This window comes from Cylindrospermopsis curvispora GIHE-G1 (assembly GCF_014489415.1).
Classification (GTDB): domain Bacteria; phylum Cyanobacteriota; class Cyanobacteriia; order Cyanobacteriales; family Nostocaceae; genus Raphidiopsis; species Raphidiopsis curvispora_A.
This window is the reverse complement of record NZ_CP060822.1, coordinates 2,251,769-2,276,593: the sequence shown is the minus strand read 5'-3', so window position 1 is coordinate 2,276,593 and position 24,825 is coordinate 2,251,769. Positions and strand designations below refer to the sequence as shown.

The 24,825-nt window shown below is 38.4% G+C and carries 18 protein-coding genes, 1 tRNA gene and 1 other RNA gene; 8 read left to right on the top strand and 12 right to left on the bottom strand.

What is annotated here, in order from left to right; genetic code table 11:
* Positions 1-20 precede the first annotated feature (20 nt).
* Complete coding sequence (locus tag IAR63_RS10130; RefSeq protein WP_187705191.1) at positions 21-2,012, bottom strand: galactose oxidase early set domain-containing protein; 1,992 nt, start codon at positions 2,010-2,012, stop codon at positions 21-23.
* Between the two features lie 680 nt (positions 2,013-2,692).
* On the opposite strand from IAR63_RS10130, the gene IAR63_RS10125 reads away from it, so the two are divergent.
* On the top strand, positions 2,693-3,148 hold the full coding sequence (locus tag IAR63_RS10125; protein ID WP_115539080.1) for a pentapeptide repeat-containing protein: 456 nt from the start codon (positions 2,693-2,695) through the stop codon (positions 3,146-3,148).
* Between the two features lie 47 nt (positions 3,149-3,195).
* On the opposite strand, the gene metK is transcribed toward IAR63_RS10125, so the two are convergent.
* Complete coding sequence (metK, locus tag IAR63_RS10120; protein ID WP_187705190.1) at positions 3,196-4,467, bottom strand: methionine adenosyltransferase; 1,272 nt, start codon at positions 4,465-4,467, stop codon at positions 3,196-3,198.
* Positions 4,468-4,863: 396 nt separating this feature from the next.
* Between metK and argZ the strand changes: the two genes are divergently transcribed.
* Positions 4,864-6,975, top strand: a complete 2,112-nt coding sequence (gene argZ, locus IAR63_RS10115; protein ID WP_187705189.1) for a bifunctional arginine dihydrolase/ornithine cyclodeaminase — start codon at positions 4,864-4,866, stop codon at positions 6,973-6,975.
* Between the two features lie 68 nt (positions 6,976-7,043).
* On the opposite strand, the gene ssrA is transcribed toward argZ, so the two are convergent.
* From ssrA to purS, 5 genes are all read right to left on the bottom strand, one after another.
* Positions 7,044-7,432: a transfer-messenger RNA gene (gene ssrA / locus IAR63_RS10110) on the bottom strand.
* Between the two features lie 536 nt (positions 7,433-7,968).
* On the bottom strand, positions 7,969-11,598 hold the full coding sequence (locus tag IAR63_RS10105) for a helicase-related protein (RefSeq protein WP_187705188.1): 3,630 nt from the start codon (positions 11,596-11,598) through the stop codon (positions 7,969-7,971).
* 60 nt (positions 11,599-11,658) lie between these two features.
* The gene (locus IAR63_RS10100; protein ID WP_187705187.1) at positions 11,659-14,664 is read right to left on the bottom strand and encodes a hypothetical protein; all 3,006 of its coding nucleotides are present in this window, start codon (positions 14,662-14,664) and stop codon (positions 11,659-11,661) included.
* A gap of 141 nt (positions 14,665-14,805) precedes the next feature.
* Positions 14,806-15,465, bottom strand: a complete 660-nt coding sequence (gene purQ / locus IAR63_RS10095; protein WP_187705186.1) for a phosphoribosylformylglycinamidine synthase subunit PurQ — start codon at positions 15,463-15,465, stop codon at positions 14,806-14,808.
* Positions 15,466-15,550: 85 nt separating this feature from the next.
* Positions 15,551-15,829, bottom strand: coding sequence for a phosphoribosylformylglycinamidine synthase subunit PurS (purS, locus tag IAR63_RS10090; protein ID WP_187705185.1), 279 nt, complete (start codon positions 15,827-15,829; stop codon positions 15,551-15,553).
* Positions 15,830-15,967: 138 nt separating this feature from the next.
* On the opposite strand from purS, the gene IAR63_RS10085 reads away from it, so the two are divergent.
* A complete protein-coding gene (locus tag IAR63_RS10085; protein ID WP_040009851.1) occupies positions 15,968-16,351 on the top strand; it encodes a Fur family transcriptional regulator in 384 nt (127 codons plus the stop codon).
* A 22-nt stretch (positions 16,352-16,373) separates the two neighbouring features.
* On the opposite strand, the gene IAR63_RS10080 is transcribed toward IAR63_RS10085, so the two are convergent.
* Positions 16,374-17,345 carry an SPFH domain-containing protein gene (locus tag IAR63_RS10080; RefSeq protein ID WP_187705184.1) on the bottom strand — a complete coding sequence of 324 codons (972 nt, stop codon included), beginning with the start codon at positions 17,343-17,345 and terminating at the stop codon, positions 16,374-16,376.
* A gap of 62 nt (positions 17,346-17,407) precedes the next feature.
* The gene (locus IAR63_RS10075; RefSeq protein WP_187705183.1) at positions 17,408-17,842 is read right to left on the bottom strand and encodes an NfeD family protein; all 435 of its coding nucleotides are present in this window, start codon (positions 17,840-17,842) and stop codon (positions 17,408-17,410) included.
* A gap of 207 nt (positions 17,843-18,049) precedes the next feature.
* On the opposite strand from IAR63_RS10075, the gene IAR63_RS10070 reads away from it, so the two are divergent.
* Entirely contained in the window at positions 18,050-20,026 is a 1,977-nt protein-coding gene (locus tag IAR63_RS10070) for a PP2C family protein-serine/threonine phosphatase (RefSeq protein WP_187705182.1), read from the top strand.
* Between the two features lie 91 nt (positions 20,027-20,117).
* Positions 20,118-20,342, top strand: a complete 225-nt coding sequence (locus tag IAR63_RS10065) for a ferredoxin-thioredoxin reductase variable chain (RefSeq protein ID WP_187705181.1) — start codon at positions 20,118-20,120, stop codon at positions 20,340-20,342.
* Positions 20,343-20,411: 69 nt separating this feature from the next.
* On the opposite strand, the gene IAR63_RS10060 is transcribed toward IAR63_RS10065, so the two are convergent.
* Positions 20,412-21,266 (bottom strand): M56 family metallopeptidase, encoded by an 855-nt coding sequence (locus IAR63_RS10060; RefSeq protein WP_187705180.1) that lies wholly within the window; start codon positions 21,264-21,266, stop codon positions 20,412-20,414.
* A gap of 4 nt (positions 21,267-21,270) precedes the next feature.
* Complete coding sequence (locus IAR63_RS10055) at positions 21,271-21,690, bottom strand: BlaI/MecI/CopY family transcriptional regulator (protein ID WP_187705179.1); 420 nt, start codon at positions 21,688-21,690, stop codon at positions 21,271-21,273.
* Positions 21,691-21,783: 93 nt separating this feature from the next.
* Here IAR63_RS10055 and IAR63_RS10050 point away from each other — a divergent pair.
* From IAR63_RS10050 to IAR63_RS10040, 3 genes are all read left to right on the top strand, one after another.
* Positions 21,784-21,855, top strand: a tRNA-Cys gene (locus IAR63_RS10050).
* Between the two features lie 46 nt (positions 21,856-21,901).
* Complete coding sequence (locus IAR63_RS10045) at positions 21,902-22,285, top strand: nuclease A inhibitor family protein (RefSeq protein ID WP_235678227.1); 384 nt, start codon at positions 21,902-21,904, stop codon at positions 22,283-22,285.
* Positions 22,286-22,387: 102 nt separating this feature from the next.
* The gene (locus IAR63_RS10040; protein WP_187705177.1) at positions 22,388-23,176 is read left to right on the top strand and encodes a M15 family metallopeptidase; all 789 of its coding nucleotides are present in this window, start codon (positions 22,388-22,390) and stop codon (positions 23,174-23,176) included.
* Positions 23,177-23,204: 28 nt separating this feature from the next.
* Here the strand turns inward: IAR63_RS10040 and IAR63_RS10035 are convergent, their stop codons facing one another.
* Positions 23,205-24,773 (bottom strand): secretin and TonB N-terminal domain-containing protein, encoded by a 1,569-nt coding sequence (locus IAR63_RS10035; RefSeq protein ID WP_187705176.1) that lies wholly within the window; start codon positions 24,771-24,773, stop codon positions 23,205-23,207.
* Positions 24,774-24,825: the final 52 nt, after the last annotated feature.

The following is a 24,825-nucleotide window of genomic DNA, read 5'->3' as shown; positions in this document are numbered from 1 at the left end:
GGGCAACAGTGTGGACAGTGCTAGGATTCTAGCTTAACGAACTTAGCCTCCGAAGGTTTACCAATGTCGTTAACATAAAACATCATGTAGTAACCGGGTGGATAAAGATTAGCGTTTGTGGGAGCCTTAAAATTGATGGTAGAATTATCTGCTGATACATTCTCAATTTCTAGATCTGCTAGCCTTTGTCCATAGTCAAAAGAGTGAGTCCCTGAACTTAATTTAATCAGGACTAGAGAACTATTACTGGTAGCATTTTTCAAAGAAACTGTCTGCAATTCTCCATATTTTAAAGTTGTAGGAGCATCAACAATTTCTGGTCGTAGTCCGGACTTAAACAAATAAGGTGGACTAAAAATTTCTGCCTGCCAAATTTCCGCAGGAACAAACGGTTCTGGATCCCCATCTACAAAGTAAGATTTGGGAGACTCATAGTACTTAGCTAAATCAAATGTTTCCACCTCACCTGATGCATTTTTGAACTCAGGTATTGTGTAGTATGTTTTAGGGCTTGGTAGAACATCAACGTGTACTGTTCCATCCATGGTTCTACCTGCACGACTGGGATTACCACCAATCACTAATACCCGTGCATCGGGTAACAACACGGCATTATTATGATAAAGCCTGGGAAATTTTCCGGGATTCATAGTTTCGGTTTTATAACCGCCAGGAGATAATGGATCAGCTGTCATTAGTACTGGTTCTTGAATAGGTTTGTATTCTCCATATTCTCCACCATTAACTGCTAAAATTTGCTTAGAAGGAAGAATTACAGCCTGAACCATAGAGCGGGGTTTAGCAAAAAAATCCGGATAGGCTTCCCATTCTCCATTAGGCTTACCACTATTTTCTGGTGCAGACCAACGCTCTAAACTGGAGGCGATTCTTACTCCTTTAGCCGCCAAACCATCATTATACTTACCCAGGTAAGGACGACCAAAGTTAATATCATTAGTACCAATGATTCCTCCCATTAGTAAGACATCACCTTCCTTATTGGGATCTAAGATTCCAGTCCCATAAACTTTGGATACGTCTTTTCTGTTTGGTCCAATTTCAAAACTTACGGAAAATTTACCCTGGCTATCCTGCTTAATTGACATTAAATAGGTTTTGTTGCTTTCGTGTATTTCCAATGGTGATTTACCTGCACCATCACCCGTAATTAATAATTTGCCATCAGGGGTCGGAAATATTCGTGGATAAATATCGATGCTGTCGTAAGCATCTATAGTTCTGGAAACTGTTTTACCGTTGTAGATATAGTTGTCCTGATAGGTAATTTTAGTGTTAAACGGGCTATTTTCTACATAAGTCAGATCAATGAACTGAAACTTCTTAGTTATTGGATCAAATATCTCAACTGAAGGTGTGATCTGATTTGGCTTATCATACTTTAATCCAGAAAAAATAACCAATTTTCCATCTGCTAAGGTCACGGGACTAGGATACCAACGCCCTTCTTTTAACTGACCAAGAGTGCCCCAACTGTTAGTTTGCCAGTTATATACGTTAGTTTGTTTTGAACCTTCGAATTTTTCACCTGGATAGTACCGATGGGAACCGCTAACAAATAGTACGTTACCATCTGCTAAGTGGACATTACCGGAACAAAAGGGGTCGTTACTTTTTCCATTCGCAATAGATGGAGGCGAAGCAATTCGTTCAAATGTATTAGTTTTAGGATCAAATAAGGTAGAATTGTTGACTACGTTATAGTCCCTACCATTTACTCCATCGATAAATTGGTTACCGGTATTATCTTGTACTAAGGTGTTACGGTTACTGCTGCCATTAACCACTAATACTTTCCCATTAGGTAGTAGGGATGTGTGAACAGCTTGCATCCAATCCTCTCTTTTTTCTGGTAGTGGCACTGTTTGCCATTCTCCGCCATTAATACTCTCTAGATTGGCTGCAATCAGAGTATCAGCACTGACTATATTCGGATTAATTATTATTCCTAAACAAGTCAGTAAAATTATCAGAAGTCTTACTTTTTTATTCACGATTGAGTCTCAAGTTTGACACTGGGTAAAGTATACATTAACTGATCTGCTAGGGTAAAAAATTTTTTCTTTTCTTAACAATTACATTGCTTACATTAAAATGTATTTCTCTATCATAATTTAGTAATTGCGAAAACATCTTGATTATCAAAAGTTTCGTTTTTTTGAGAAGTTGCTAAGCCGCTAAGTGGCTGATTCTGATAGTTCTTACTGTTAATTGTTATAGTGTGACTATCTTATTTGCCAACTTACTTATACACTGCATAACAGCTTATGGATTCTTCATAAAGTCCCTGGTGTAGAAAAACAGGGAAGCTTAACTACTGGCGATCAAACCGGATTTCCTAGACCTAGTTAAACCAGATAGTTAATCCGAATAATTAGTATGTATAGCTTTAGCCAGGACGCTTAGGAAAAGGTTGATAGGTAAAATCTGGGTAGTCTGTCCCCACATATAGCAGTTGACAGTAAACTTAAAATTAGTTAACATATGAGTTAACAACATTTAATGTAGTGCAATTAGCAGTCCCAGATAGATAAAACTGTTGTAGAGTAAGGGTTACAGGTTAAATAACTAAATACCATAACATTACACCCAACTGGTGATATAAAATATCATTTCTGCTCTATTTCATGAGACAATAGAAATGTGAGGATGTAAATATAAAGGAAGGGGAATTATGAAACGTGAACTTTTAGCTACTATAGCCCTGGTGGCTCCCCTATTGTTTGTTAGCTCGGTTAATGCTGGCAACAATCGCGATCTACAAAAACTTTTATCCACTGGTGAGTGTCAGAAATGCCAGCTGTCTCGGGTCAACCTGAGCGGTTCTCACCTGATTGGTGCAGACCTACGGGGTGCAAATCTCCAAGGAGCTGACCTAACAAGTGTCAACTTAGAAGGAGCTGACCTAACAGGAGCCAATTTATCAGGTGCCAATTTAACATCTGCCTTCGTTACCAATGTAAACATGAAACGGGCCAATCTCAACGGTGCCAATTTCACTAGTGCTGTGATTAATGATTCTAATGTTTATCAAGCATCTATGAATAACCTTACCATTACTGACGCCCAAATCTATAACACTGCCATTGGTGTTGGTGGAGAAGACGGACAGATCCCTGACTGGGACTAGGTATAATTAGGTTAAACTTGCCCCAAACTAGTTGAGGCAAGTTGATTTTACCTCAAGCTAGAAACAGGTGAATTAACATACTCACTGGCTGCTTGCTTAAGAACGGCTGCCTTATCAGTACGCTCCCATGGTAAGTCCAGATCAGAACGTCCCAAGTGACCATAAGCTGCGACATCCTGATAAAAACGTCCGCCCCTCTCACTGGGTAAATTCCTTAGATTAAAGGCGTGGATGATTCCTGCAGGACGTAGTTCAAAGTGATCTTTGACTAATTGCAGTAAAACTTCATCATCCACCTTGCTAGTACCAAAAGTATCTACAAAAATACTCACAGGTCTAGCTACACCAATAGCATAACTTAACTGGACTTCGCACTTTTCGGCCAGTCCGGCAGCAACAATATTCTTTGCTGCGTAGCGTGCTGCGTATGCGGCAGAGCGGTCTACCTTAGTGGGATCCTTACCGGAGAAAGCACCACCACCATGGCGAGAATAACCACCATAGGTGTCAACAATGATTTTTCTTCCCGTTAGTCCAGAATCCCCTTGAGGGCCACCAATAACAAATTTACCGGTGGGATTAACCAAAAACCGGGTAGTTTGGTCTGGCTTGACAGTAATATCACCAAATACAGGTTCTACCACTAAAGTCCACAAATCCTGCTTGATCTTGGCTTGCACGCCAGCCTCATCCGTAATATCCCCAATATTAGGTGTATGCTGAGTGGAAATCAAGATGGTATCTATACCTACAGGTTTACCATCTTCGTAAACTACGGTAACTTGGGTTTTGCCATCGGGACGTAGATATGGCAAATCTCCAGTTTTTCTGACAGCTGCCAATCTACGGGCAATGCGGTGAGCCAAACTAATGGGTAAGGGCATGAGTTCGGGTGTTTCATTACATGCAAAACCGAACATTAGTCCTTGATCACCAGCCCCGATCTTATCAAATTGTTCTTCACTATCCTGAGTACGGGTTTCATGGGCAGTGTTTACACCTTGGGCAATGTCAGGTGACTGTTCATCTATAGCTAAAAGTACACTGGTGCTATTAGCAGAAAAACCGTTGACTGCATCCGTATATCCGATTTCCGCAATTTTCTTACGAGCTAAATGCACGAAGTTGACGTTAGCTTTAGTGGTAATTTCACCAGTAATTAACACTAATCCGGTATTAACAACTACCTCTGCTGCTACCCGACTGGTAGGGTCTTCCGTTAATAAAGCATCCAGAATTGTATCGGAGATTTGATCACAGATTTTATCTGGGTGTCCTTCAGTAACAGACTCGGAGGTAAATAAATAGCGTCGAGACAAGGGAAACTCCTCCTGGTAGAATTTGAATCACTAACTAAATTAAGGTCTTTCCAGGGATGTTCCCAGAGGTCTTCTAGTTTAGTTAATTTATGAAATGATAACTATATTTATACAAACTGGCAATGTACATTTGTTATTCAGCCTAAAATGTTAACAAAATTATGAACTCAATCAGCTCACCCGAACAAAGTCCTATACTATAAAATATGTTGGCTAATGGCACAATCAATTAAAACAACTTAAATGCTAACCTAGTAATCCAAAAAAGGATTAATTATGCGGTTAAGACAGTTGACTTATGCTCCAAAGGTGGTAATTAAGTAACAGATGTGACAGACAGCCAAGTCTAAAAGCTTGTATTGAACAGAGATTAGTGAAAAGAAAAGTAAAATTTTTATGGTTTCCCCAATTCGATTTTTAATGTGCGCCCCCGACCACTACGACGTGGACTACGTAATTAACCCCTGGATGGAAGGCAATATCCATAAGTCATCCCGCGATCGCGCTGTGGAGCAGTGGAATAAATTATACAAAGTAATCAAAGATCACGCTATTGTAGATTTAGTCACACCAGCGAAGGGTTGGCCAGACATGGTGTTTACAGCGAATGCGGGATTGGTTTTAGGCGAGAATGTGGTTCTCAGTCGCTTTCTACATAAAGAGCGTCAGGGAGAAGAACCGTACTTCCAACAATGGTTTGAAAACAACGGTTATAATGTCCAAGTTTTGCCTAAGGATTTACCATTTGAAGGTGCTGGTGATGCACTGTTAGACCGAGAGGGGCGTTGGTTATGGGCGGGGTATGGTTTCCGTTCTGAGCTGGATTCCCACCCCTATTTGGCTAAGTGGTTAGATATTGAGGTGATTTCCCTACGGTTGATAGATGATAGATTCTACCATCTGGACACCTGTTTTTGTCCCCTTGCAAATGGCTATTTGCTGTACTATCCCGGTGCGTTTGATTCCTACTCTAATCGAGTGATTGAAATGCGGGTAGCTTTGGAAAAACGCATTGCCATTGAGGAAAAGGATGCGGTCAACTTTGCTTGTAATGCGGTTAATATTGATCACATCGTGATTATGAACAAAGCCAGCGATGAGCTAAAATTAAAGTTAGCTGAAGTTGGTTTTCAAGTTATTGAAACTCCTTTAACTGAGTTCCTCAAAGCTGGTGGTGCATCCAAATGTCTAACTCTGAGAGTGACAGAACCTGTAAGAGAAGAGGTACATGCTACAACCCAGGTGGAAAGTAGAATAATTCGATTGGAAGGACATTTGCTAGATGCAGGATTAATCAACCGAGCTTTGGATTTAATTGTGGACATGGGAGGAAGCTTCCAAGTCCTCAACTTTAATTTGGGAGAGCAGCGTCAAAGTACCTCCGCAGCAGAAGTCAAGGTTTCTGCACCATCTCATGATGTGATGGAAGGAATCTTCTCCAACTTGATTGATCTGGGTGCGGTGGATTTACCTCAGGATGAAAAAGACGCTAAACTAGAACCCGTATTACAAGCGGGAGTCGCCCCTGATGACTTTTATGTCAGCACAATTTATCCCACAGAAGTTAGGATAAACGGCCTGTGGTTCAAAGTAGAAAATCAACGCATGGACGGAGCGATCGCCATTTCTCAAACACCCAATGGAATGGTGGCAAAATGTAAGATTTTGCGGGATCTGGAAATTGGAGAGCAAGTAGTAGTTGATGTTCAAGGTATTCGCAGCATCCGTAAAACCGAATCCCGCGAGCAACGCAATGCTCAAGAATTTAGTTTTATGTCCTCCGGTGTTTCCAGCGAAAAACGAGTGGAACTGGTGGTTGAGCAAGTGGCCTGGGAATTACGCAAAATTCGTGATGCTGGTGGTAAGGTAGTGGTCACCGCAGGACCAGTGGTAATTCATACCGGTGGTGGAGAACATCTGGCTAGATTAATTCGTGAAGGTTATATTCAAGGACTTCTGGGTGGAAATGCGATCGCAGTTCACGACATCGAGCAGAACATGATGGGAACATCTCTCGGTGTGGACATGAAACGAGGTATAGCAGTACGGGGTGGTCATAGACATCACTTGAAAGTAATTAATGCCATACGCCGTTTTGGTAGCATTGCCAGAGCAGTGGATGCTGGGGTAATTACTGGTGGTGTCATGTATGAATGTGTGAAAAACGATGTTCCTTTCGTCCTGGCAGGATCCATTAGAGATGATGGACCTTTACCAGATACCCAAATGAATCTCATCTTAGCTCAACAGGAATATACTAAAGTCATTCAGGGAGCAGAAATGATTTTAATGCTATCTTCCATGCTCCATTCCATTGGAGTGGGCAATATGACCCCTGCAGGAGTTAGAATGGTGTGTGTGGATATCAACCCAGCAGTAGTCACCAAGTTGAGCGATCGCGGTTCAGTTGAGTCTGTAGGTGTAGTAACAGATGTAGGCTTATTCCTCAGTTTGTTAATACAGCAGTTAGACAAACTGACCAGTCCATACGTATCTAACATTGGCTAGTACCAAGTAAATAAAAAGGACTGGAGGATTTTATCCTCCAGTCACATATCTGAATGTTTCAACTAACTAAGTGGATCCGAGCAGAGTCGAACTGCTGTCCAAATTGGGTATTGACCCCCCGCTCACTCACAGGTTTAGCTTTTCTTACCCTCAAAGCTGGAATCGTTCATTATCCCGAACGTAGGATGCTCTGATTAAGTCTTAGCTAACAAGCCAACCAGAGAACACTTGTTAGAGCATCCGTTGGGGTTAGGTCTCTAGTCCTTAACGGAGTCACACCAGAGACGCTCGGACCTATAAGAGGTTATTAGGCAGCAACTAGGGCTTCCCTACGAGCAAATTTTACGATATTGTTCGCATTTACGTTGTTTTGAGCCTTTGATTTGCGAGAGGAGACTCACTCTCGACCTGAATCACAGAGTAGCTTTCGCCAACCTGTCGAAACCGTGACGGACCCATGCGTTTTAGGCTTACATTTATAATATATCACAAGATTTGCTAAATGTCCAGCACAAAAAATTTTTTTTAGCTCTAGAAACCTGATATACCTCTAACTCTTAAGGTCTTACAATCACTTGGGTTACGTCTCCAAGTCGTACCAATTGATTAACACTGCGTTAGTGCGGAAAGCAACCTGCTACTAGGCGATCGCTAAATAGTTCTACTCCCCAGAGGGAATTGGTCGGGTTTAAGATCATTACTGAAAAGTTTGCTAGCAAATTGTCTCCATTAATTTCACTTCCCAGAGGGAAGTGTTCTAGATGGTAGACCAATGGCGGATGACGTTGCTAAATTGTTTCCATTAATTCTACTTCCCAAAGGGAAGTGTTCTTAATAATATATCTTGCCACAAATATTATTATTATGTCAACTACTTGTTTCCATTAATTTCACTTCCCAGAGGGAATTCAAGTGGGTTATAAGAACAATCAAACCCGCAGTTCTCAGGGAAAGGGGTTTTTCAGTTCGTATTTAGATTTTTTCTATTTATTTCTATTTAGAGGAGAGAATTAAACTCAAAACATTTAACTCTTGGGAGTTCAACAGGTATTTCTCTGTAAACAATTTATGTCGTATTTCGTCTAAGCTATAACTGTTGAATACGATAAAGGGAAATTCTTCATAAGTATGTCCTATGGGTAAAATATTAGTTACAGGATACAAAGAGCGAATATAAGTAGACAATATATCTTTAAATCGCATATCCTCCGGTTCTTGAGGGTGAGTTTCAAAGTATTGTTTCATCACCTCACCACTAATAAACGCAAACAGAGGAAAAGCATAGTACTGATCCGCTTGTGGATTTTCCTGATATTGATCATACTTTTGACTTTTTTTAGGTGCATTAATTAGTTTTTCCACCAATTCTATACCATCTTTTACCGCTGAGGTGAGATTTTCTGGATAACTGGGATTGGAACTAATCTTTTTTAGTTTGTCTAAGAGTTCTTGGTTAGCATATTTTTGAATTTCTAAAAACAGCATGGAATAGGACTGTCGAATTTGGGAACAGGGAACAATCAATAATCCACCACTAATATAAGCCAATTCCAAGGGAACAAAATCCAATAGCTGGTCTAATGTTTTAGCAGAATCGGCAAATTTGCTGTTAAAGCTTTCCTGAATTTTTAAATAACTCTCTTGTTCACTCTTGCTAGCAGTGAATTTAGCTCTACTCATTAATGATTCTAGTTTCATATAGACATCTCGTAAGCAAGTATGACTTTTGTTATAACTATATTCTCTTTTAAGTTGGGTAATTAGATTTTCGATTTTACTAGCAAAGGAATCTCCCGCTGCAAAGACTGACTTTCCACCAATAGGAATCAGAATATAATTTTTCTTCCCCAGAGAGCCATAACCTTGAATTCTGGTCATGATGGATGCTTTGAGAATTAGTAGCAGATTTAATAAACTGAGGCAATTTTCTCTCACCGCTATCTCCATTTGATCACCATAGTAAAACGAACGTTCTGCTAAATAGAAATTGATATACTTATCTTGATTGTCAATATCATCTTCTCCTCTCCCTCTGTAAATTACCTGAATTATTTCCATGAGATTTTTCTCAATTTCAAATTTAGGAATCTCTACCAATATATGCTTGGCTTTAGGAAAGGATAATCCCCGACTTCCAGAAGCAGTCATAAATACAACTTTTGCTGTTTTCTGATATTTTTTAACTTCTTCTTTTTCTACTGCTGATATATTGGCATGTATGGCTAAAAAATGCTGATTTTGTATGAATTTTTCCTTACCTAGCTCCTGCTGAATTTTATCAATCAATTCTGATAATTTGGACTTATTTTGGATATAAACTATAAATTGTTCAACATTGTCTTTTGTTAACAATTCTCGGATATCTTTAAATAGCTCTTCTTGACATTTTTTTTCTAAATCGGATTTGTTTTTTAACTTGGATTGATTATTGAACCGACATGATTCGACAATAATTTGATAGTTGATCGTTAAGCTCTTGGCTGGATAGGTATTTGTGTTAATCAGAATAGCACTCTTATTAGCAAATTTAAAACATTCTACACTAAGAGGTTGAATGTGATATTCTGCTCGTCTAAAGTAAATCTTGTTCGGTTGAGGAGAACCATCTTCTAAATGTTGAGAAATCACATTTTTATCAACTATGGAAGCATCCGCTACAATAATTTTAGTGTTAAAACCATTATTCTGGTCGCTTAATTGATACTTGTTGACAAGTTTTTTAATCCCTTGCAAAAATTCTGCACCTCCCTCATCTCCCGTAATTTCATCTATCATAATAAATAGATGTTTAATCCGACCAGATATATTGCGCATTCTTTCTGTTAAGACTTTATCTTCTTTAGTGTTGTATGCATCACTCAAGATTTTTTCTAGGTGTTTTAAGGTATCCCCACGCTCTGTTTTTCTGAGAGATTGAATGGAAGAAGTGGCAATAATTTGATTATGTTGTTGACTAGTAATGAGATGATATATTCCTTGACAAATACTATTTAACACTCCCTTGTTTTTTGTCCCCATATCCTTCAAGGTGTCATCGGTTATTTGTGCCAATCTATTTTTTCTATTGGATGTTCTCGCCATGTTGTTACTGTTAAGAAACCGTACATTTCCTAAAGTGAAGTCTTCTTCATGTTTATTTGATGTATAAGCAACTGATAGTTCACCCAAGTTATCTTGAATCAAGTTGCTATCGCTGTTGATGGCGAATATTCTATCATCTACAAGTTTACCATCTTCCCGATTCTTAAATTTTTCAATAATATCCAAATTAACTTGTTTGCGAGGACTAACATAGAAAAATAAAAAACCTTCATCTTTATGTTCAATAATAAAATCCACGATGGCTGTGGTTTTCCCAATGCCAGGATTGCCAGTGAGAAATAGGTAGGTGTTGTTTGAAGCAAGATATCTTTTAATTAATTGATTATGTGCTTGTCTAAAGTTAGGTGTTCCCATTAAATTTAAACTAGATACCAATTCTGATGGTACGGGAGCAACGGTGTTATAAAATCCTGTAATCGTTTCTGTATGACGTGGTAAAATATTGATGGTATCTGGGCTAATACCCATAATTGAATCAACCATTTTTCTACCTTGAGCAAAATTTCTTTGGGCGTTCATGCGTATGTTATGAAAAACTCTGTCACGCACTTCCATAATTTCTTCCTGTCTATTATGTTCCCGATAAATTTGATAACAGGTTTCCAATAGTTCTAAATTTTCTCCAGGAATGGATATGGTGTTCACAGAGCGATCGCTATATCCTACAGCGTTACAGACTAATCTTTTTCTGTCAGGAATTATCCCTTTTTCGACTAGGTTGCTCTGTTGTAAAAATTGCCAAAAACTATAAATGTAACTACCTGCTTGAATTGATTTAGCACTTTCTTTGTCCTGATATTTAAAAGCAGTGAAAAATTCTTTCAAGTCTGAATCAAAGTCTAAACTTAGGGTTTCAGTATCAATCACCAATTTAGAAAATACACTTTTTGAACGTAAGTAGTTGACCTCTTGCAACAATAAATTCCTAATAATTTCTACATAGTCTATATTTTTTAAATCATCATCTGTATGAATTGAAAATACTGATAAGTCAACACATAAGAGGCGATAGTTATTTTTATATCTTAATAACATCAACGTATCAGCATTAAGAAACTCTCCTTTCTTTTTGTATTTATTAATATCCTGCTCCCATATGTTTAAGTTTGGCAGCTGAGAGAGCAGGTTTGTAAACCAGTGGGTTTCACTAACTTCATGAGTACCAAGACTGTTATCATTGTTAAACCGACATTGATAATAGATAATTTCTAAATTTTTTAAACTTGATTGATGGTCACATCCCCAAGACTTGAGATATTCCCTAAATAAATTTAATCCAGATAAAAAACCTTTTTGCAAAAAAAGGTCGCACCATGTTTTTGCTATTTCTTGCTCTACATTACCGATTAGTTTGTTAACAATTAACTGTTTTATCTTGGAAGGTCTCAGATTTTTTAGTTCTTGACTGTATAGATTCCCAAATCTATTTTGGATCTGATTTTGATGAATGTAATTAAGTATTCCCACATTAAAACCAACCTCAAACAGTCTTCCTAAATCGTCAGCTATTTTGCTATTCATTTATTCTATCCTTTTATGTGACTTTTATTCATTTTGAAAACAAGTTCTAAATTTCTTTCATTAGTTTGTTGAGTAGTTCTTCTGACTGATAATTGATTTAATATAAGTTAAGAATGCTAAAGAATTAAAATCTACCTTCTCTCGAATATGTTTTAAAACTGCACACTGAGTTACAGATTCGTCTCCAATTAAATTTTCATAAGGGTCTAATTTTAGCTGGGAATTTCCAGTTTTTTTATAACGATAAAAATGAAATAATGTCAGGCATTGTAAAATTTCATTTTTTAATTGACTGTTATTATATATCAATCCTTTTCTGATATCTTCATCATCTAAAATTCCATCATAAATATTTAACAGTGTCGCATAAGACATGACACCATGATAGTTAATACTCTGACCAAGGCTGAACCCATTAAATAAGTTGAAGAAAATCACAGCTTGTTTATTCTTATCCTCCGCTAAGTTAGTAAGTTCTAGGGTATCTTGAATATATAGGGATGTAAGTTTGAAATATTCTAGCTTTACCGCATAGTATTTATCGAAAAACATGGGATAGATTTTGATATCATCTCTTTCTTTTTTTAGGGATTTGATTACATTTTTAGACATGAAGAATAATTCCTCATTTTTCTCTTTCTGGGTGATATGTAAGGTACTGCTGTAGGGAACTTTAGATATATAAATAAAGTGCTTGTATCCCTTGCTGTAAAGTTGATCCACATTGTCTACTATAACAGTGGGATATTCAAACATTTTTTGATGATCTTCATAGTTTTCTGAAAAAGTTTTTAATAGTTGAAACCTGACTGTTTTTTCTTTTACTTCTAAGACGATAATTTCACCCACCAGGTTAGACGACTTGTATTTCCCACTCCAGACACTGTCGGTTTCACGACTAGAAACGATGATAATAGCGAGTTTATCAATTTCTTGAAATGTAAATTTCCCGGTTTCCTTAAATTGAAATTTTCTGGGAAGTACGGAATAAAGAGATGTCAAAACATTGGGAATTTTAAAGTTTATCTTTGAGGTTTGGGATTTGTTAATCACTATTCCCTGTTGGTTGCTACGATATCCATCATTAAGTAAATGAGATAGAACTTTAGTTAAACAAACTATAAAGTTTTCTATGGGCGCATTGTCTGTTTTTTCTTTTTGGTGTATTCTTAATAGGGGAACAAATGTTTTTGATTGGTTCTCTAAAATGACGTAGAGACAAATATAGGTAAGTAGGCTATAGGTGATTTTGTAAATAAATTCTTGATTGGTTTCTAATTGGTCAGTTTCTGAACGATGTGGAAATATTAACAATTTACGAGACTTTAAATGCTGATCATAGAAGTTCTGCCCTTCTTTCATTGATAAAAACAACACCGGTAACACTTTAATACCTGGAACTAGATCATATTTCATATCAAATGTTTGCTGATCTTCTGTTTTTAAAAAATGTATTTCGCTAATACTGATATTTGCTGGTAAAGTAATTAATAAGTTGCCTTGAGTTGTGGCTTCCCCTAGGTTAATATACTGCAAGCATTCTTTTGGTTTTTGCAGGACTTCTTTAAAGAAGGTGGTTCTTTTAATAATGGTATCAAGGTCATTTTCTAAAATACTTTCTTTCACAGAAATATGTAGAGGATAATGCCTAACTGGGTATGGGGTCTTACGTTTAATTATATTTTTTATCAGTTCTTTTGTCTTATTAATTTTTTCCTTTATCTTTAATTCCTCAAACCTCTTAATACAATTTTTAAATAGTCGCTTTTTGGCTTGATCATCATTTCCTTTTAGTATGGGCAATATTTTGTTTTCTAAAAGTTCAATGGGATTATACTCTAAATCACTTCCTATACTTTCATTGGATGCAAATATAAAACAGTACAAAAATACAGTTTTCAAGGCTTTTGTGGCTAAGGCTGATTTTTTCGATGATTGGGCAATTGCGGTTTTATGTTCTTCCCCGTCTGGATTTAAAAGATCTAGGTGATAATCAAAAGAACTATTTTTTTGGTGAGCTTGCACTTTACCATCCAATTTCATTTTGATTCCAAAGGTAAATTCTATTGCATCTTTCTGGGGACTCTCTACTTCTCCTAAGTAGCCTTCTATAAGAGGAATGATTGGCAATATATCGTACGCTTCACTACGAGAAAATAGTGCCTGGTAATTAACTGTTACTCCTGCATAGCTAACGTGATAATCCCCATCTGCTTTACTAGTGTCGTTAATATAATCTTCTAATAGTTTTAGTCTTCTAATGAGATCTTGTAAATATAGCTTACCTTCTCCTCCGTCAACTTGCTCTAAGAGAAATTCTAAATATTTGATTTTGGCAAATTTCTTCAACTTTCCTAAGGTTTCTTGATTGAGAAGATTTTGCAATTTGTAGATGTCTGAATTATGGCTTTTTTCCAAATTGGAAATTACATATTCTAAATCTTCTTTATCCTCCTGATCTACGTCAGCAAATTTTATATTAATATAATTATTGATTCCCTTGATAAGGGTAGTTGTAAAATCACAGGGCTTATCCACATGAATTTTGACCTTGTGAGCTTTTAGTAGTTGTTGATTTTTGCTATTGTCATTTTGTCTGACTGTCAGTCTTTGTTTTTTTAGATTGGTTTCTTCTGGAAATGGATAGGTCAAATCTAATAATCTAGTTTTATGATCTTCCCTATAGTTTCCTTGAAATTCATTAATGTCCGATGTTAAAGTTCTAATAAATTCAACTCTGTCATGGCACTGGCTATTTTTTTGCATGGCTAGGGTCAATTTATTTTGTATCTCAATGGCAATTTTCTCAATTTGCTTCCTAAATAGGTCTTCAGTATTAGGACTAAAATTTAAAGTAGCTGCACGTGCTGACCGATCATTTACTAATGGATTAGATGGATTCAATCTCATCACCTCAGTCGCTACTTCTTCTATGTCTATCCTCATCCTACGACCATCTGGTGAAATACTGAATAGTGACTTTTGTTTTAAAATTCCCAGGATTTTATTCAGCAGGTCAGAGTAATCTAGGTATGCCAAGTCTGCATTAACAACTATTTTATTCATTTTCTATGGTGTTTATATTTTTTTCTTGTATTTAATCCTACCATACATCACATCAATTAGTCAAGTATTCGTACTAAGATTGGGCTGGTTTGGGATCCTTTAGAGCTAAGGGAGTTCAAAAGTACCACCCAGCCGCCCTAACTATCTGGAGGACAAACCCTCAAACAATCGCAAACCATCTGTACCCCCTATTGACCGATCCGCTGCTCTCTCTGGATGTGGCATCATCCCTAATACATTACCCTCTCGATTGCAAATGCCCGCAATATTATTTAGCGAACCATTAGGATTCTCTCCATCATACCTAAACAATACTTGTTGATTATCTTCTATCGCCGCTAGGGTCTCTTGGTCTGCATAAAATCTCCCCTCCCCATGGGCAATTGGTAGGGTGATCACTTCTTTATCCCCATATCCACTTGTCCAAGGTAGGTTGTTACGCTCGACTTTCACAGAAATGCGATCGCAAATAAAATGTAGGTTCTCATTTCTGGTTAAAGCACCAGGTAGTAAGTTGGCTTCAGTTAATACCTGAAAACCATTACAAATACCGATGACAAATTTACCTTTTTTAGCATGGTTTACTACTTCCTGCATGACCGGAGAAAACCGGGCGATCGCCCCACAACGTAAATAATCCCCGTAACTAAACCCACCGGGAATAATAATTACATCTATATCGCTGATATCTCGCTCCTGATGCCAAACCATACGGGTGGTATGTCCCAGTATATTTCTGGTAACATATGCTGCATCGCGATCGCAGTTAGACCCTGGAAAAACTAAAACACCAAATTTCATACCAACCCTTATAAAAATTCAACTAAGTTAATGACCGTTTACAGGTGGCTATAGCTATTATTAAACGCCACCTATTATCTACTAATTAGAAAACACCGGTTTGGGATTCTACTTCAATCAATTCAAAGCGATAGTTTTCTATCACTGTATTTGCTAACATTTGCTCGCACATATTATTTAATCTGTTACGAGCTTTAGTCTCATTTGGGCAAATTAGAGTAAGTTCTATATATTTACCAATACGCACTTGCTCTACATTATCATATCCCAACTGCCTAAGCCCAGATTGTACAGCTACCCCAGCAGGATCCAGAACTGAAGGACGAAGGGTAACGAAAATTTTGGCGATATACTTCCTTTGCATTAAAATTTAGCTAAATGGTGTAATCGTTATCCTATACCTTTTAGGTTCTATCTCAAGAAAAATTAAAGCCCCTCGGTAAAATACAAGGTGAAATTTATCTCATGGGCAATAATTTTAATCCTAAAGTCTAAAACTACTATGAAAGCTATCCGCACCCGCAGTCAAGACCGTATATTAACCCTACTGGGAAACATTAAACAAGGTATTTCAGCCCAAGACATGTACATAGAATTACGCAATCGCAATCAAAGTATGGGTTTAGCCACAGTCTACCGCGCTTTGGAATCTCTGAAACTAGAAGGGAAAGTGCAAGTCAGAACCTTACCCAATGGTGAGTCTCTTTATAGTTTGACTCAACAAGACAAGCATCATCTGACTTGCTTACAATGTGGTATTTCTATCCCTATTCATCAATGTCCAGTACACGAACTAGAAAAGGAGTTACAAGTCAGTCATAACTTTAAGGTCTTTTATCACACCTTAGAGTTTTTTGGTTTGTGCAATAAATGTCAAGAAATGTAGAATAAAACAACAAACAAAAGTTTTATAACTTATTCGAATCTCCTACATCGTTCATATCACCAACAATTGACCTAATTCCCTCCAAAGTTGCAGGAATAGTTCGGGGATCCATAAACATCACTTTACTGCTATTGCTTTTACCAATGCTCACCCCCATATCCAAATAACCCAAGGCGAATAAAACCTCTAAAGCTTTATGAGCTTCTGGATTAGCTTGCATTCTCTGGGCAATAATCTCAGCTGATTCTGCAATTGCTTGTGCTTTTAACACTTGTTGTTGTCTTTCCGCTTGCGCTCTTAAAACAATCGCCTTTTGTTCTGCTTCTGCCTGCAATATTACAGCCTTTTGTCGTGCTTCCGCATCTAATATCTGAGCATCTGCTTTACCCCTAGCACTGTTAACCGCTGATTCTCGGTCTCCCTCCGATGTCAAAATGGCTGCTCGTTTCTTTCTTTCTGCGGACATTTGTAATTCCATGGATTCTTGCACAGCTTTGGATGGGATAATATCCCTTAATTCCACCCTTGTTACCTTCACTCCCCAAGGGTCAGTAGCAATATCTAAATCCCGCAACAGAATCTCGTTAATTTGAGTTCTTGCTGTGAAGGTCTGATCTAATTCCAGCTGTCCCATTTCAGCCCGAATTTGAGTCAGTACCAGATTCACCATAGCTGACTGTAGGTTCTCTACCTTATAGTAGGCTTTTTCCATATCAACTATTCGCCAATACACCACAGCATCAACCGTAATAGAAACATTGTCACGGGTAATACACTGCTGAGGAGGAATATCTAAAACTTTCTCTCGAATAGTTTGCTTATAAACTACGTTATCCAACAAAGGATTAATCAAGTTTAGTCCAGGCTCCAATTTTCTCTTATAACTTCCTAGGGTTTCTACTAAAGCCTCATCACCCTGGTTTATCACCCTAACACACTTCGTCACAGCACCAGCACCAAAAACCAATCCTAGTAATAATAAAACCTGCTCCATTTTTCTAACCTCCGTTAAAATACTATATTGTGTATGATAGGCTAATCTCTCTTTTTTCAAAGCTAGTGGTCTAAAACGTTTTCTGGCATCACAATTAGGGTAGTCCCTTCCCTGTCCACCACATAAACTTTTTGACCAGGAGGAATGGTAAGTTTATCATCATCACATCTACCTCGCCAAGAATTACCTTCGTACAGAACCCTCCCTACCTTACCCGGTAAAATTTCTGTCATGGTCTCACCTACGGTACTAGTAAGAATTTTTGATTTGGTTTGCCTTACCGTAAAAAACCTACGGGAAAAGATGGTTAAAAAACTAGAAAGTGTCAGCCAAACAATCACTTGCAGGAATAAATTACTTAAACCTAAAAGAGAAAGTCCTGCTACCAGTAGGGCACTAATCCCCATCAACAATTGCACAAAAGCTGTTGGTAACAGCAGTTCCATAAGACACAGAATTATGCCCAGCAACAACCAGATTGCAGTAAAATTTTGCATGAGTCCGTTTACAGAGACTAGGTTAATAATTCAATTAAGTAACAAGTTGGTAACAAAGAGGATAAGTCCATTTTATTCTCTAACTGGAATTGTTGCAATTGTTGACATCTAAACTTAATTGAACTTTACGTTAACTTAGGTTAACCCGTGTTGATTCATACGGATTTTTGTTTAAGTTTTAAAAAAGTTGACCTTTATTTAACCTTTATGCATTATAACGAACGAATCATTTATTGTATTAATCCCAACTGCGAAAACCCCATAAATCATTTAGGAAATCGCACTTGTCAAAGCTGCCAAACACCCCTGGTTTACCGATACCTATGGGCCAAGGATGGGGTGAATATATCGCCGGGAACAAAAGTTGCCCATAGATATGAGGTAATTACAGAACAGATCTGGCTAGATACCCAACCAGGAAAGACGCCAGAAGCACCATCACAATTGCCACCATCCCTCATTCCCTATCTCAAGTTATATCGGGAGCGATTACATGTACCCCAACCTTATGGAACTGTTGTTTTTGGACACAACACTGAGGATAATAGAAGTTATGAGATTATCTTATTCGAAAATGCACCTATTGATACTAATGGTAATCTTTATCCAATTATTACCACAGCTTGGGAACAGGCTAAAGCAGTTAGACAATTATACTGGTTATGGCAAATCCTAGAGCTATGGAAACCACTATCACAAATGGGGTTAGCAGCTAGCTTATTATCACCCGAGAATATCTTTGTGGAAGGTTGGTGTGTCAAATTATTGGAATTGCCCTCAACTACAAGCACATTGACTATACAGGATTTAGGGCAATCTTGGCAGTCATGGGTAATAGCTGCTAAGGCTGAAATTGCCCCTAAATTAAGTCTGCTTATTCAAGAAATGTGTCAGCCATATGCACAACTGGAAACTATTAGTCATGAATTAAATAAATTATTGCTTGCATCTGCTGGGGAGTTACCCCTGATGGTAACAGTTGCTGGTTTTACAGATAAAGGCCCAATTATGCAACACAATGAGGATAGTTGCTATCCCAGTCAATACACTAATTTGGATAACTATTTAAAAGAACATCTTTTAATAGTTTGTGACGGTGTTGGTGGTCATGAAGGTGGGGAGGTTGCCAGTCAATTGGCTGTACAATCGGCAAAATTACAAATTCGTGCTTGGTTACAAGATATAGCAGAGCAAACGGAAGTATTAACACCGGATTTGTTGCAACAACAACTAGCAGCTATTCTGCGGGTAGTTAATAATATGATTTGGTCTTGTAATGATGAACAAAATCGGCAAGGTAGGGAACGTATGGCTACAACTCTACTAATGGCTATACAATTACCACAACCAGTTACCACTAGTACAGGATGGGAATCAGACAATGGACACGAACTTTATCTGGCTAGTATTGGTGATAGTCGTGCCTATTGGATTACTCCCCACTATTGTCAATTGTTGACTATAGATGATGATATAGCAACCAAAATAGTCTCTTCTGGCAAAAGTTTGTACCGTCAAGCTATGACAACTCCCCATTCTAATGCTCTTACCCAAGCACTGGGGACTAAGCAAGCAGAATCCCTAGAGTTTAATATCAAGAGGTTTATTTTAGAGGAGGATGGAGTTTTACTACTTTGTTCAGATGGCTTAAGCGATCATGACTGGGTGGAAAAATCTTGGCAAGACCAGGTAACTCCTCTGTTAACAGGTAAAATCACGGTGGAGGATGCGGTGCATAAATGGGTGCACCTAGCTAACGAAAAAAACGGTCAGGATAATACATCAGTAGTGGTTAGTCTTTTTCGCAACCAGGCTCACTTAATAGTTACCCCGACCCCGGAACATGGATTGGAGGTGCAGGAACCAGAAGAATTATTAATTACTGTGCTGGAACCAGAAAGTGAAATACCCCAACTACAAGCATATATAATAGACTCTCTGGCAGTAAACTCACCGGATTCACTAGATTTAAATTTAACCCTAGAAGGTTCTACAACCACGGAAAAAAACAACTCCCATAAGCATTCTCATCACTTGGTTAAGCTGCTCATTGGTTTGTTTGTTCTGTTCTTGGGAAGTGGAGGCATTTATTTATGGACCTGGAGAGAATTTCAACCCCGCGCCTGGAACCAGATTTGTCAACAACTCCCCGAAAAAATCCAACAATTATGCCTCAAACAGTAACATACTCCTTTCTTGGAGACAACAGGCTAGATATGGTAAAATCAGGCAAGCAAAATACATGTTCAATAAAATTTAAGTACAAATACTCACTATGAAGATTGGCGATCGCGTGCGTGTAAAAGAGTCAGTGATAGTTTACCACCATCCGGATAATAAAGGTCAGGGGTTTGACATTAAGGGTGCGGAAGGTGAAATTTCCGCCATTGTCACCCAATGGCAAGGTAGACCAGTGAGTGCTAACTTACCCATTCTAGTCCAGTTCAGCAAAAAGTTCAAAGCCCATTTAAGAGAGAGTGAATTGGAGACAATTACTTAGTTGGGATTATTCTATCAGATGCGTATCACTATACGCATCTACAGCAATGAATTCATAATAGCTAATGTTCTAACTGTGGAAAAAAACAGTTACCAAAGGTAAAAGAGCTAAGGCAAAAACGCGCCAGTAATGTAATTTTGATTTTAAATCCCATTCTGGCCAGTTGGGTTCTAAGGGAGATAACAAAGCATCTATTCTTTGCTCCAACCTATCAACTTTAGAGGAGCTTAGTGCTGCACAACATATATCCCACGCTAATGGTTGACTGCTTACAACTAATAGTATAGACTCAGCTAGTACAAGGGGGTCTACGCGAGCAGCAGCATAACTATCAGCCCTCAGTTCTCGCAACATTAATAGCTCTTGCCATAAAGGTTCTGTGTTAGGTAAGCAAGTACTACAGGAACGGATCCAACCCAGCCAAAAAAAACAAAAAGTGTCTCTATAACTATAATGTCCCTGTTCATGGGCTAGAACACTCTCTAATTGTTGGGGAGAAAGATGTTTTAATAGTCCCTGGCTCACCACCAGTTCAGGAGACCAAAAACCAATTTGTCCTGCAAATAGAGCAGAGGTAGGTAGCAGTCTGGCTGATTGGCCTGTGAGATTGATGGTGGGACATTCACGGGCAGACTTTAATGATTGCCAGCCTTGCCAAGCCAGTTTTAAAGCTACAAAAACTAAAAATACTAGAAAGAACCAACCTAAAACATAGCTAAAATAATCTGTATATATTCCCCCCATTTGACCCTGGGTTCCCATACAGACCACGGCCATCACCGTCATCAAAATCAACAACGGGGGGAAAAGGAAGAAAAATAAAGTCCTGGTCCACCTCAGATGCCAATTTCCTTGGGGTATATAGGCATAATATCGCAAGGTGTAGGCAATTGTGACAGCCGTGATCAGCATTAGTAGATGCATAATCTTATTTATCTCCTCTAGCCTGGCGTGCAGATTGGATCCTCTGGGCGATCGCTTGAATTTGTTTACTAGCTGCTTCGTCTAAACTGTCAGCAAAGGCGGCTACCACATCAGGATTACCCACAGCCAGAAACCGTTGTAAATGTTCGTGTGCCCTAATCATTTCTGCCTGTTCCTTAGTGACCAGTGGTCGCCAATAAAAGGCTTTTCCCTGTTTATCACAGGTCAACCAACCCTTTTCTGTGAGACGACGTAAAACAGTAGTGACGGAAGTATAAGCCAGTTCACGATCTGGGTCACCTAGGATCCGGTCATGTACGTCCTTAACTGTAGCCGAGCCTAGATCCCAAACGATGCCCAGAATTTCTGCTTCTAAAGGTCCAACAGATAATTGTTTAGGACGGTAATCTGGTAGTGGAGCCATAATGGTAATTGCCAAAAAAAATTTTTGGGGAATGTGGTGCAATTCATAAAAGAATATGATACTATAAATAATATGAAAAGTAACTAGCAGTGGGGCGACATAGCCAAGTGGTAAGGCAGAGGTCTGCAAAACCTTTATCCCCCAGTTCGAATCTGGGTGTCGCCTTTTGTTGTTTGGTGTTATGGTAAACCAGTGGCAAGCAATCAATAAAATGAGCAAACCAGTAATTGACCTACTAAAACAAACCACAGAGGGCTTGTTCATGCCCAGTGAGTCTGAATATCCCTTTAATGTGGTCTATTGGGAATCTTTTAATCTCAATGAAACTACAATTCAACAGAAAACTGGTATTATAGGTGATGTCAGAACCGTGACCGTTGATGATTTTTTTCAAGGAGTCACAAAACAGGAAGATTGGTATGAAGAGGAAGAAAGAAATGTAGCCAAGAGATTTGAAAGCCTTGTACTTGTTTTGAAAAACAATCTGGCTGAAGCAAAAGTGTATGAAATTGGTAACAAACAGGTCCATGCTTATATACTAGGTACAAAAGATGATGAAATTATTGGAATTTCCACGGTTGTGATTAGAACCTAAAATTAGTGGTAAATAGCATTCTGGCGGCTATATACTAGAAACCAGGAAAAGCCTTCCTAGAAGGGGCGCACCCTATTCTTTTGGTCAAACAGGAGTAGAAACTTGAAAAATGGTGGACTTCCGGGAAATCCCGAAAACTTATTGTCAAACGATGATATTCCGGCCGCTTTACGGGATACTGCGGAGAAGAGGTCTTCCACGGGCTTCAAACCTCTGATTTTAATAGTTGGTGGAGTCCTAGGATTTGCTATCATGGCTGTAGGTAGTGGTTTCTTATTCTTTATTACTGCACCTAAAAAAAATACTGATACTCAATCAACACCTCTTACATCCACCCTATCGAATACATCAAGTAACAATACGATATTGGGACATTTAGCCTATAAGGAAGCATCATTAGAAGAGCTAACTCCTATCACAGCTGATAGAAAAATTAAAATGCGGCGGAATGCTGCCCAAAAATTTCAAGCCATGGTACAGTCAGCTAGAACTGTGGGTGTAATCCTAGTCCCTATTTCTGGTTTTCGTTCCATCCAAGAACAAGAACAATTGTTCTTCAACGTAAGTGCCCAACGGAATCAAACTCCAGCAGAAAGAGCAGCACTTAGTGCCCCTCCGGGTTATAGTGAACACCATACTGGTTATGCTGTGGATATTGGCGATGGAGCAGTACCAGCAACCAATCTCAGTCCCACATTTGAAAATACAAAAGCATTTGCATGGTTACAATCTAATGCTGCTCGTTTTGGCTTTGAATTATCCTTTCCCCGGGATAATCTTCAAGGTGTAAGTTATGAACCATGGCATTGGCGCTTTGTAGGAGATAGAGATAGTTTGGAAACCTTCTACAAAGCTAAAAACATTAAGCCAGTGACCTCAACCTCACCTTAGAATTATAAAGCTATTCTTTTGGGATTGTTCATGATTGTTCCTCAATTATTCTGGGTGTAAGTAGTACAATCACTTCTCTGCGCTCACGGTCTTTGTTTGTGCTTCTAAATAATGCACCTAGGAGAGGAATATCACCTAAGAGGGGGACCTTGGTGACCACTGTCCGGTCTTGGTCTTGGATAATACCGGATAGGAGAAGGGTTTGACCATCCCGGAGGCGAATTAGTCCTGAGTTAAGAGAGCGTTCAGCAATTAGGGTAACCTTCCCCGCACCAGTTGATTCTGAATTAACTGGAGATTTAACTACGGGAGCAACCGATAAGGAAACAAAACCATTGTCATCAATCCGCTCGACCCTCACATTTACGGTTAAACCAACCTCTTCTTTCTCGATGATCCGTTCCTCCCTGGAATTACCAGGGGTGTCAATTCTGGTAATCCTCTCCTGTCCAATGACCTGTTGAGTTAGTTTAACATTTGCATTTTGTCCTTCTTGAACAATTAAACTAGGATCTGTCAAGATTTTAGCATTACCATTTGTTACCTGGGCTTGTAAAAAAGCTAAAAACCGATTGGGTAAACCCCCTAGGGAAGCTGGTACTGATCCTGAACCGGTGAATGGTCTTTGGTTGCCAAAATTGAAGGTAGCTATACCCTGGTCATTAGAAAAGAAATTATCACCAATCCCAAAGGAAAAACTGGAGTTATAGTTTTGAATTCCCCAGAGATTAACATCAATAATTTTCAGATTCACCTTCACTTGACGACGACGAATATCTAGGTTGGTCAATTTTGAAGTTGCTATATCAACTAATTGGGGATTGCCAATCAAAGTAATCGAATTTGTTCGTTCATCTCCCACAATTTGCAATCCCCTCAGTAAGGGTGTGGAGTGTTGATAATCAATCCGTTTGGCCTCCATTTTAGTTTCAGTAATTGTCTGAGATTGGGTCATTGGTGTGACTCCACCCGCGATGGGTATGGCATTAACTGTAGTTACTGGTCTTTCACGACTGACTTCAGTTTCCGCACCCAGACCTACCAAAAAGTCTAAACCTATACCTATGGTTACTTGATTCAGTCGTAAAGTCCTGACTATTCTATCAACACTGGTATTAGGTAATTTGGCCCCCACCAGAATTGTTCTGTCAACCCGTCTAGCTTCTAATCCACTAACTTGTAAAACATAGTTAAATACTTTCTGTACAGATTCATTTTTAATATCTAAGGAAATTTTACTACTAGTCCTAATTTTATTATTAGTATTGTTATTAATCGCCTGTTGTTGTGACTTTTCTTTAACAGAGTTAACTTCTTCTTGTTCAAAGTAAATAAGATTTAAACCAGCAGTACGGGCTAATAGTGACAAAACTTCAGTAACAGGCGCATCCCGTAACAATAATCTAGTTATTGACTCTTTAGTGCTCAAATCAATAACATTGGGAAGTATATTAATATTAGACATATTAATACTGCCCACAGGTGGAGCTACTAACTTCTGGGTAGAAGTTTGGGCGATACTTGGCTGTACTGTGAACAATAACCAAGCTACACCAACAGTCAGATTAAGGTTAAATAAATCATCAACTTGCCTCATATACTCCTGCACAAAAAGACCTTACTGATACATAATAGATCTAGTCAAGGAA

Excerpts from the sequence above, each read along its gene's own strand:
- purS (WP_187705185.1), bottom strand. The coding sequence starts at position 15,829 with ATGCAAAGGAAGTATATCGCCAAAATTTTCGTTACCCTTCGTCCTTCA.
- IAR63_RS10060 (WP_187705180.1), bottom strand. The coding sequence starts at position 21,266 with ATGCATCTACTAATGCTGATCACGGCTGTCACAATTGCCTACACCTTG.
- IAR63_RS10070 (WP_187705182.1), top strand. The coding sequence starts at position 18,050 with ATGCATTATAACGAACGAATCATTTATTGTATTAATCCCAACTGCGAA.
- IAR63_RS10065 (WP_187705181.1), top strand. The coding sequence starts at position 20,118 with ATGAAGATTGGCGATCGCGTGCGTGTAAAAGAGTCAGTGATAGTTTAC.
- purQ (WP_187705186.1), bottom strand. The coding sequence starts at position 15,465 with ATGAAATTTGGTGTTTTAGTTTTTCCAGGGTCTAACTGCGATCGCGAT.
- IAR63_RS10055 (WP_187705179.1), bottom strand. The coding sequence starts at position 21,690 with ATGGCTCCACTACCAGATTACCGTCCTAAACAATTATCTGTTGGACCT.
- IAR63_RS10085 (WP_040009851.1), top strand. The coding sequence starts at position 15,968 with ATGAAAGCTATCCGCACCCGCAGTCAAGACCGTATATTAACCCTACTG.
- IAR63_RS10125 (WP_115539080.1), top strand. The coding sequence starts at position 2,693 with ATGAAACGTGAACTTTTAGCTACTATAGCCCTGGTGGCTCCCCTATTG.
- IAR63_RS10045 (WP_235678227.1), top strand. The coding sequence starts at position 21,902 with ATGAGCAAACCAGTAATTGACCTACTAAAACAAACCACAGAGGGCTTG.
- IAR63_RS10100 (WP_187705187.1), bottom strand. The coding sequence starts at position 14,664 with ATGAATAAAATAGTTGTTAATGCAGACTTGGCATACCTAGATTACTCT.
- IAR63_RS10035 (WP_187705176.1), bottom strand. The coding sequence starts at position 24,773 with ATGAGGCAAGTTGATGATTTATTTAACCTTAATCTGACTGTTGGTGTA.
- IAR63_RS10080 (WP_187705184.1), bottom strand. The coding sequence starts at position 17,345 with ATGGAGCAGGTTTTATTATTACTAGGATTGGTTTTTGGTGCTGGTGCT.
- argZ (WP_187705189.1), top strand. The coding sequence starts at position 4,864 with ATGGTTTCCCCAATTCGATTTTTAATGTGCGCCCCCGACCACTACGAC.
- IAR63_RS10075 (WP_187705183.1), bottom strand. The coding sequence starts at position 17,842 with ATGCAAAATTTTACTGCAATCTGGTTGTTGCTGGGCATAATTCTGTGT.
- IAR63_RS10105 (WP_187705188.1), bottom strand. The coding sequence starts at position 11,598 with ATGAATAGCAAAATAGCTGACGATTTAGGAAGACTGTTTGAGGTTGGT.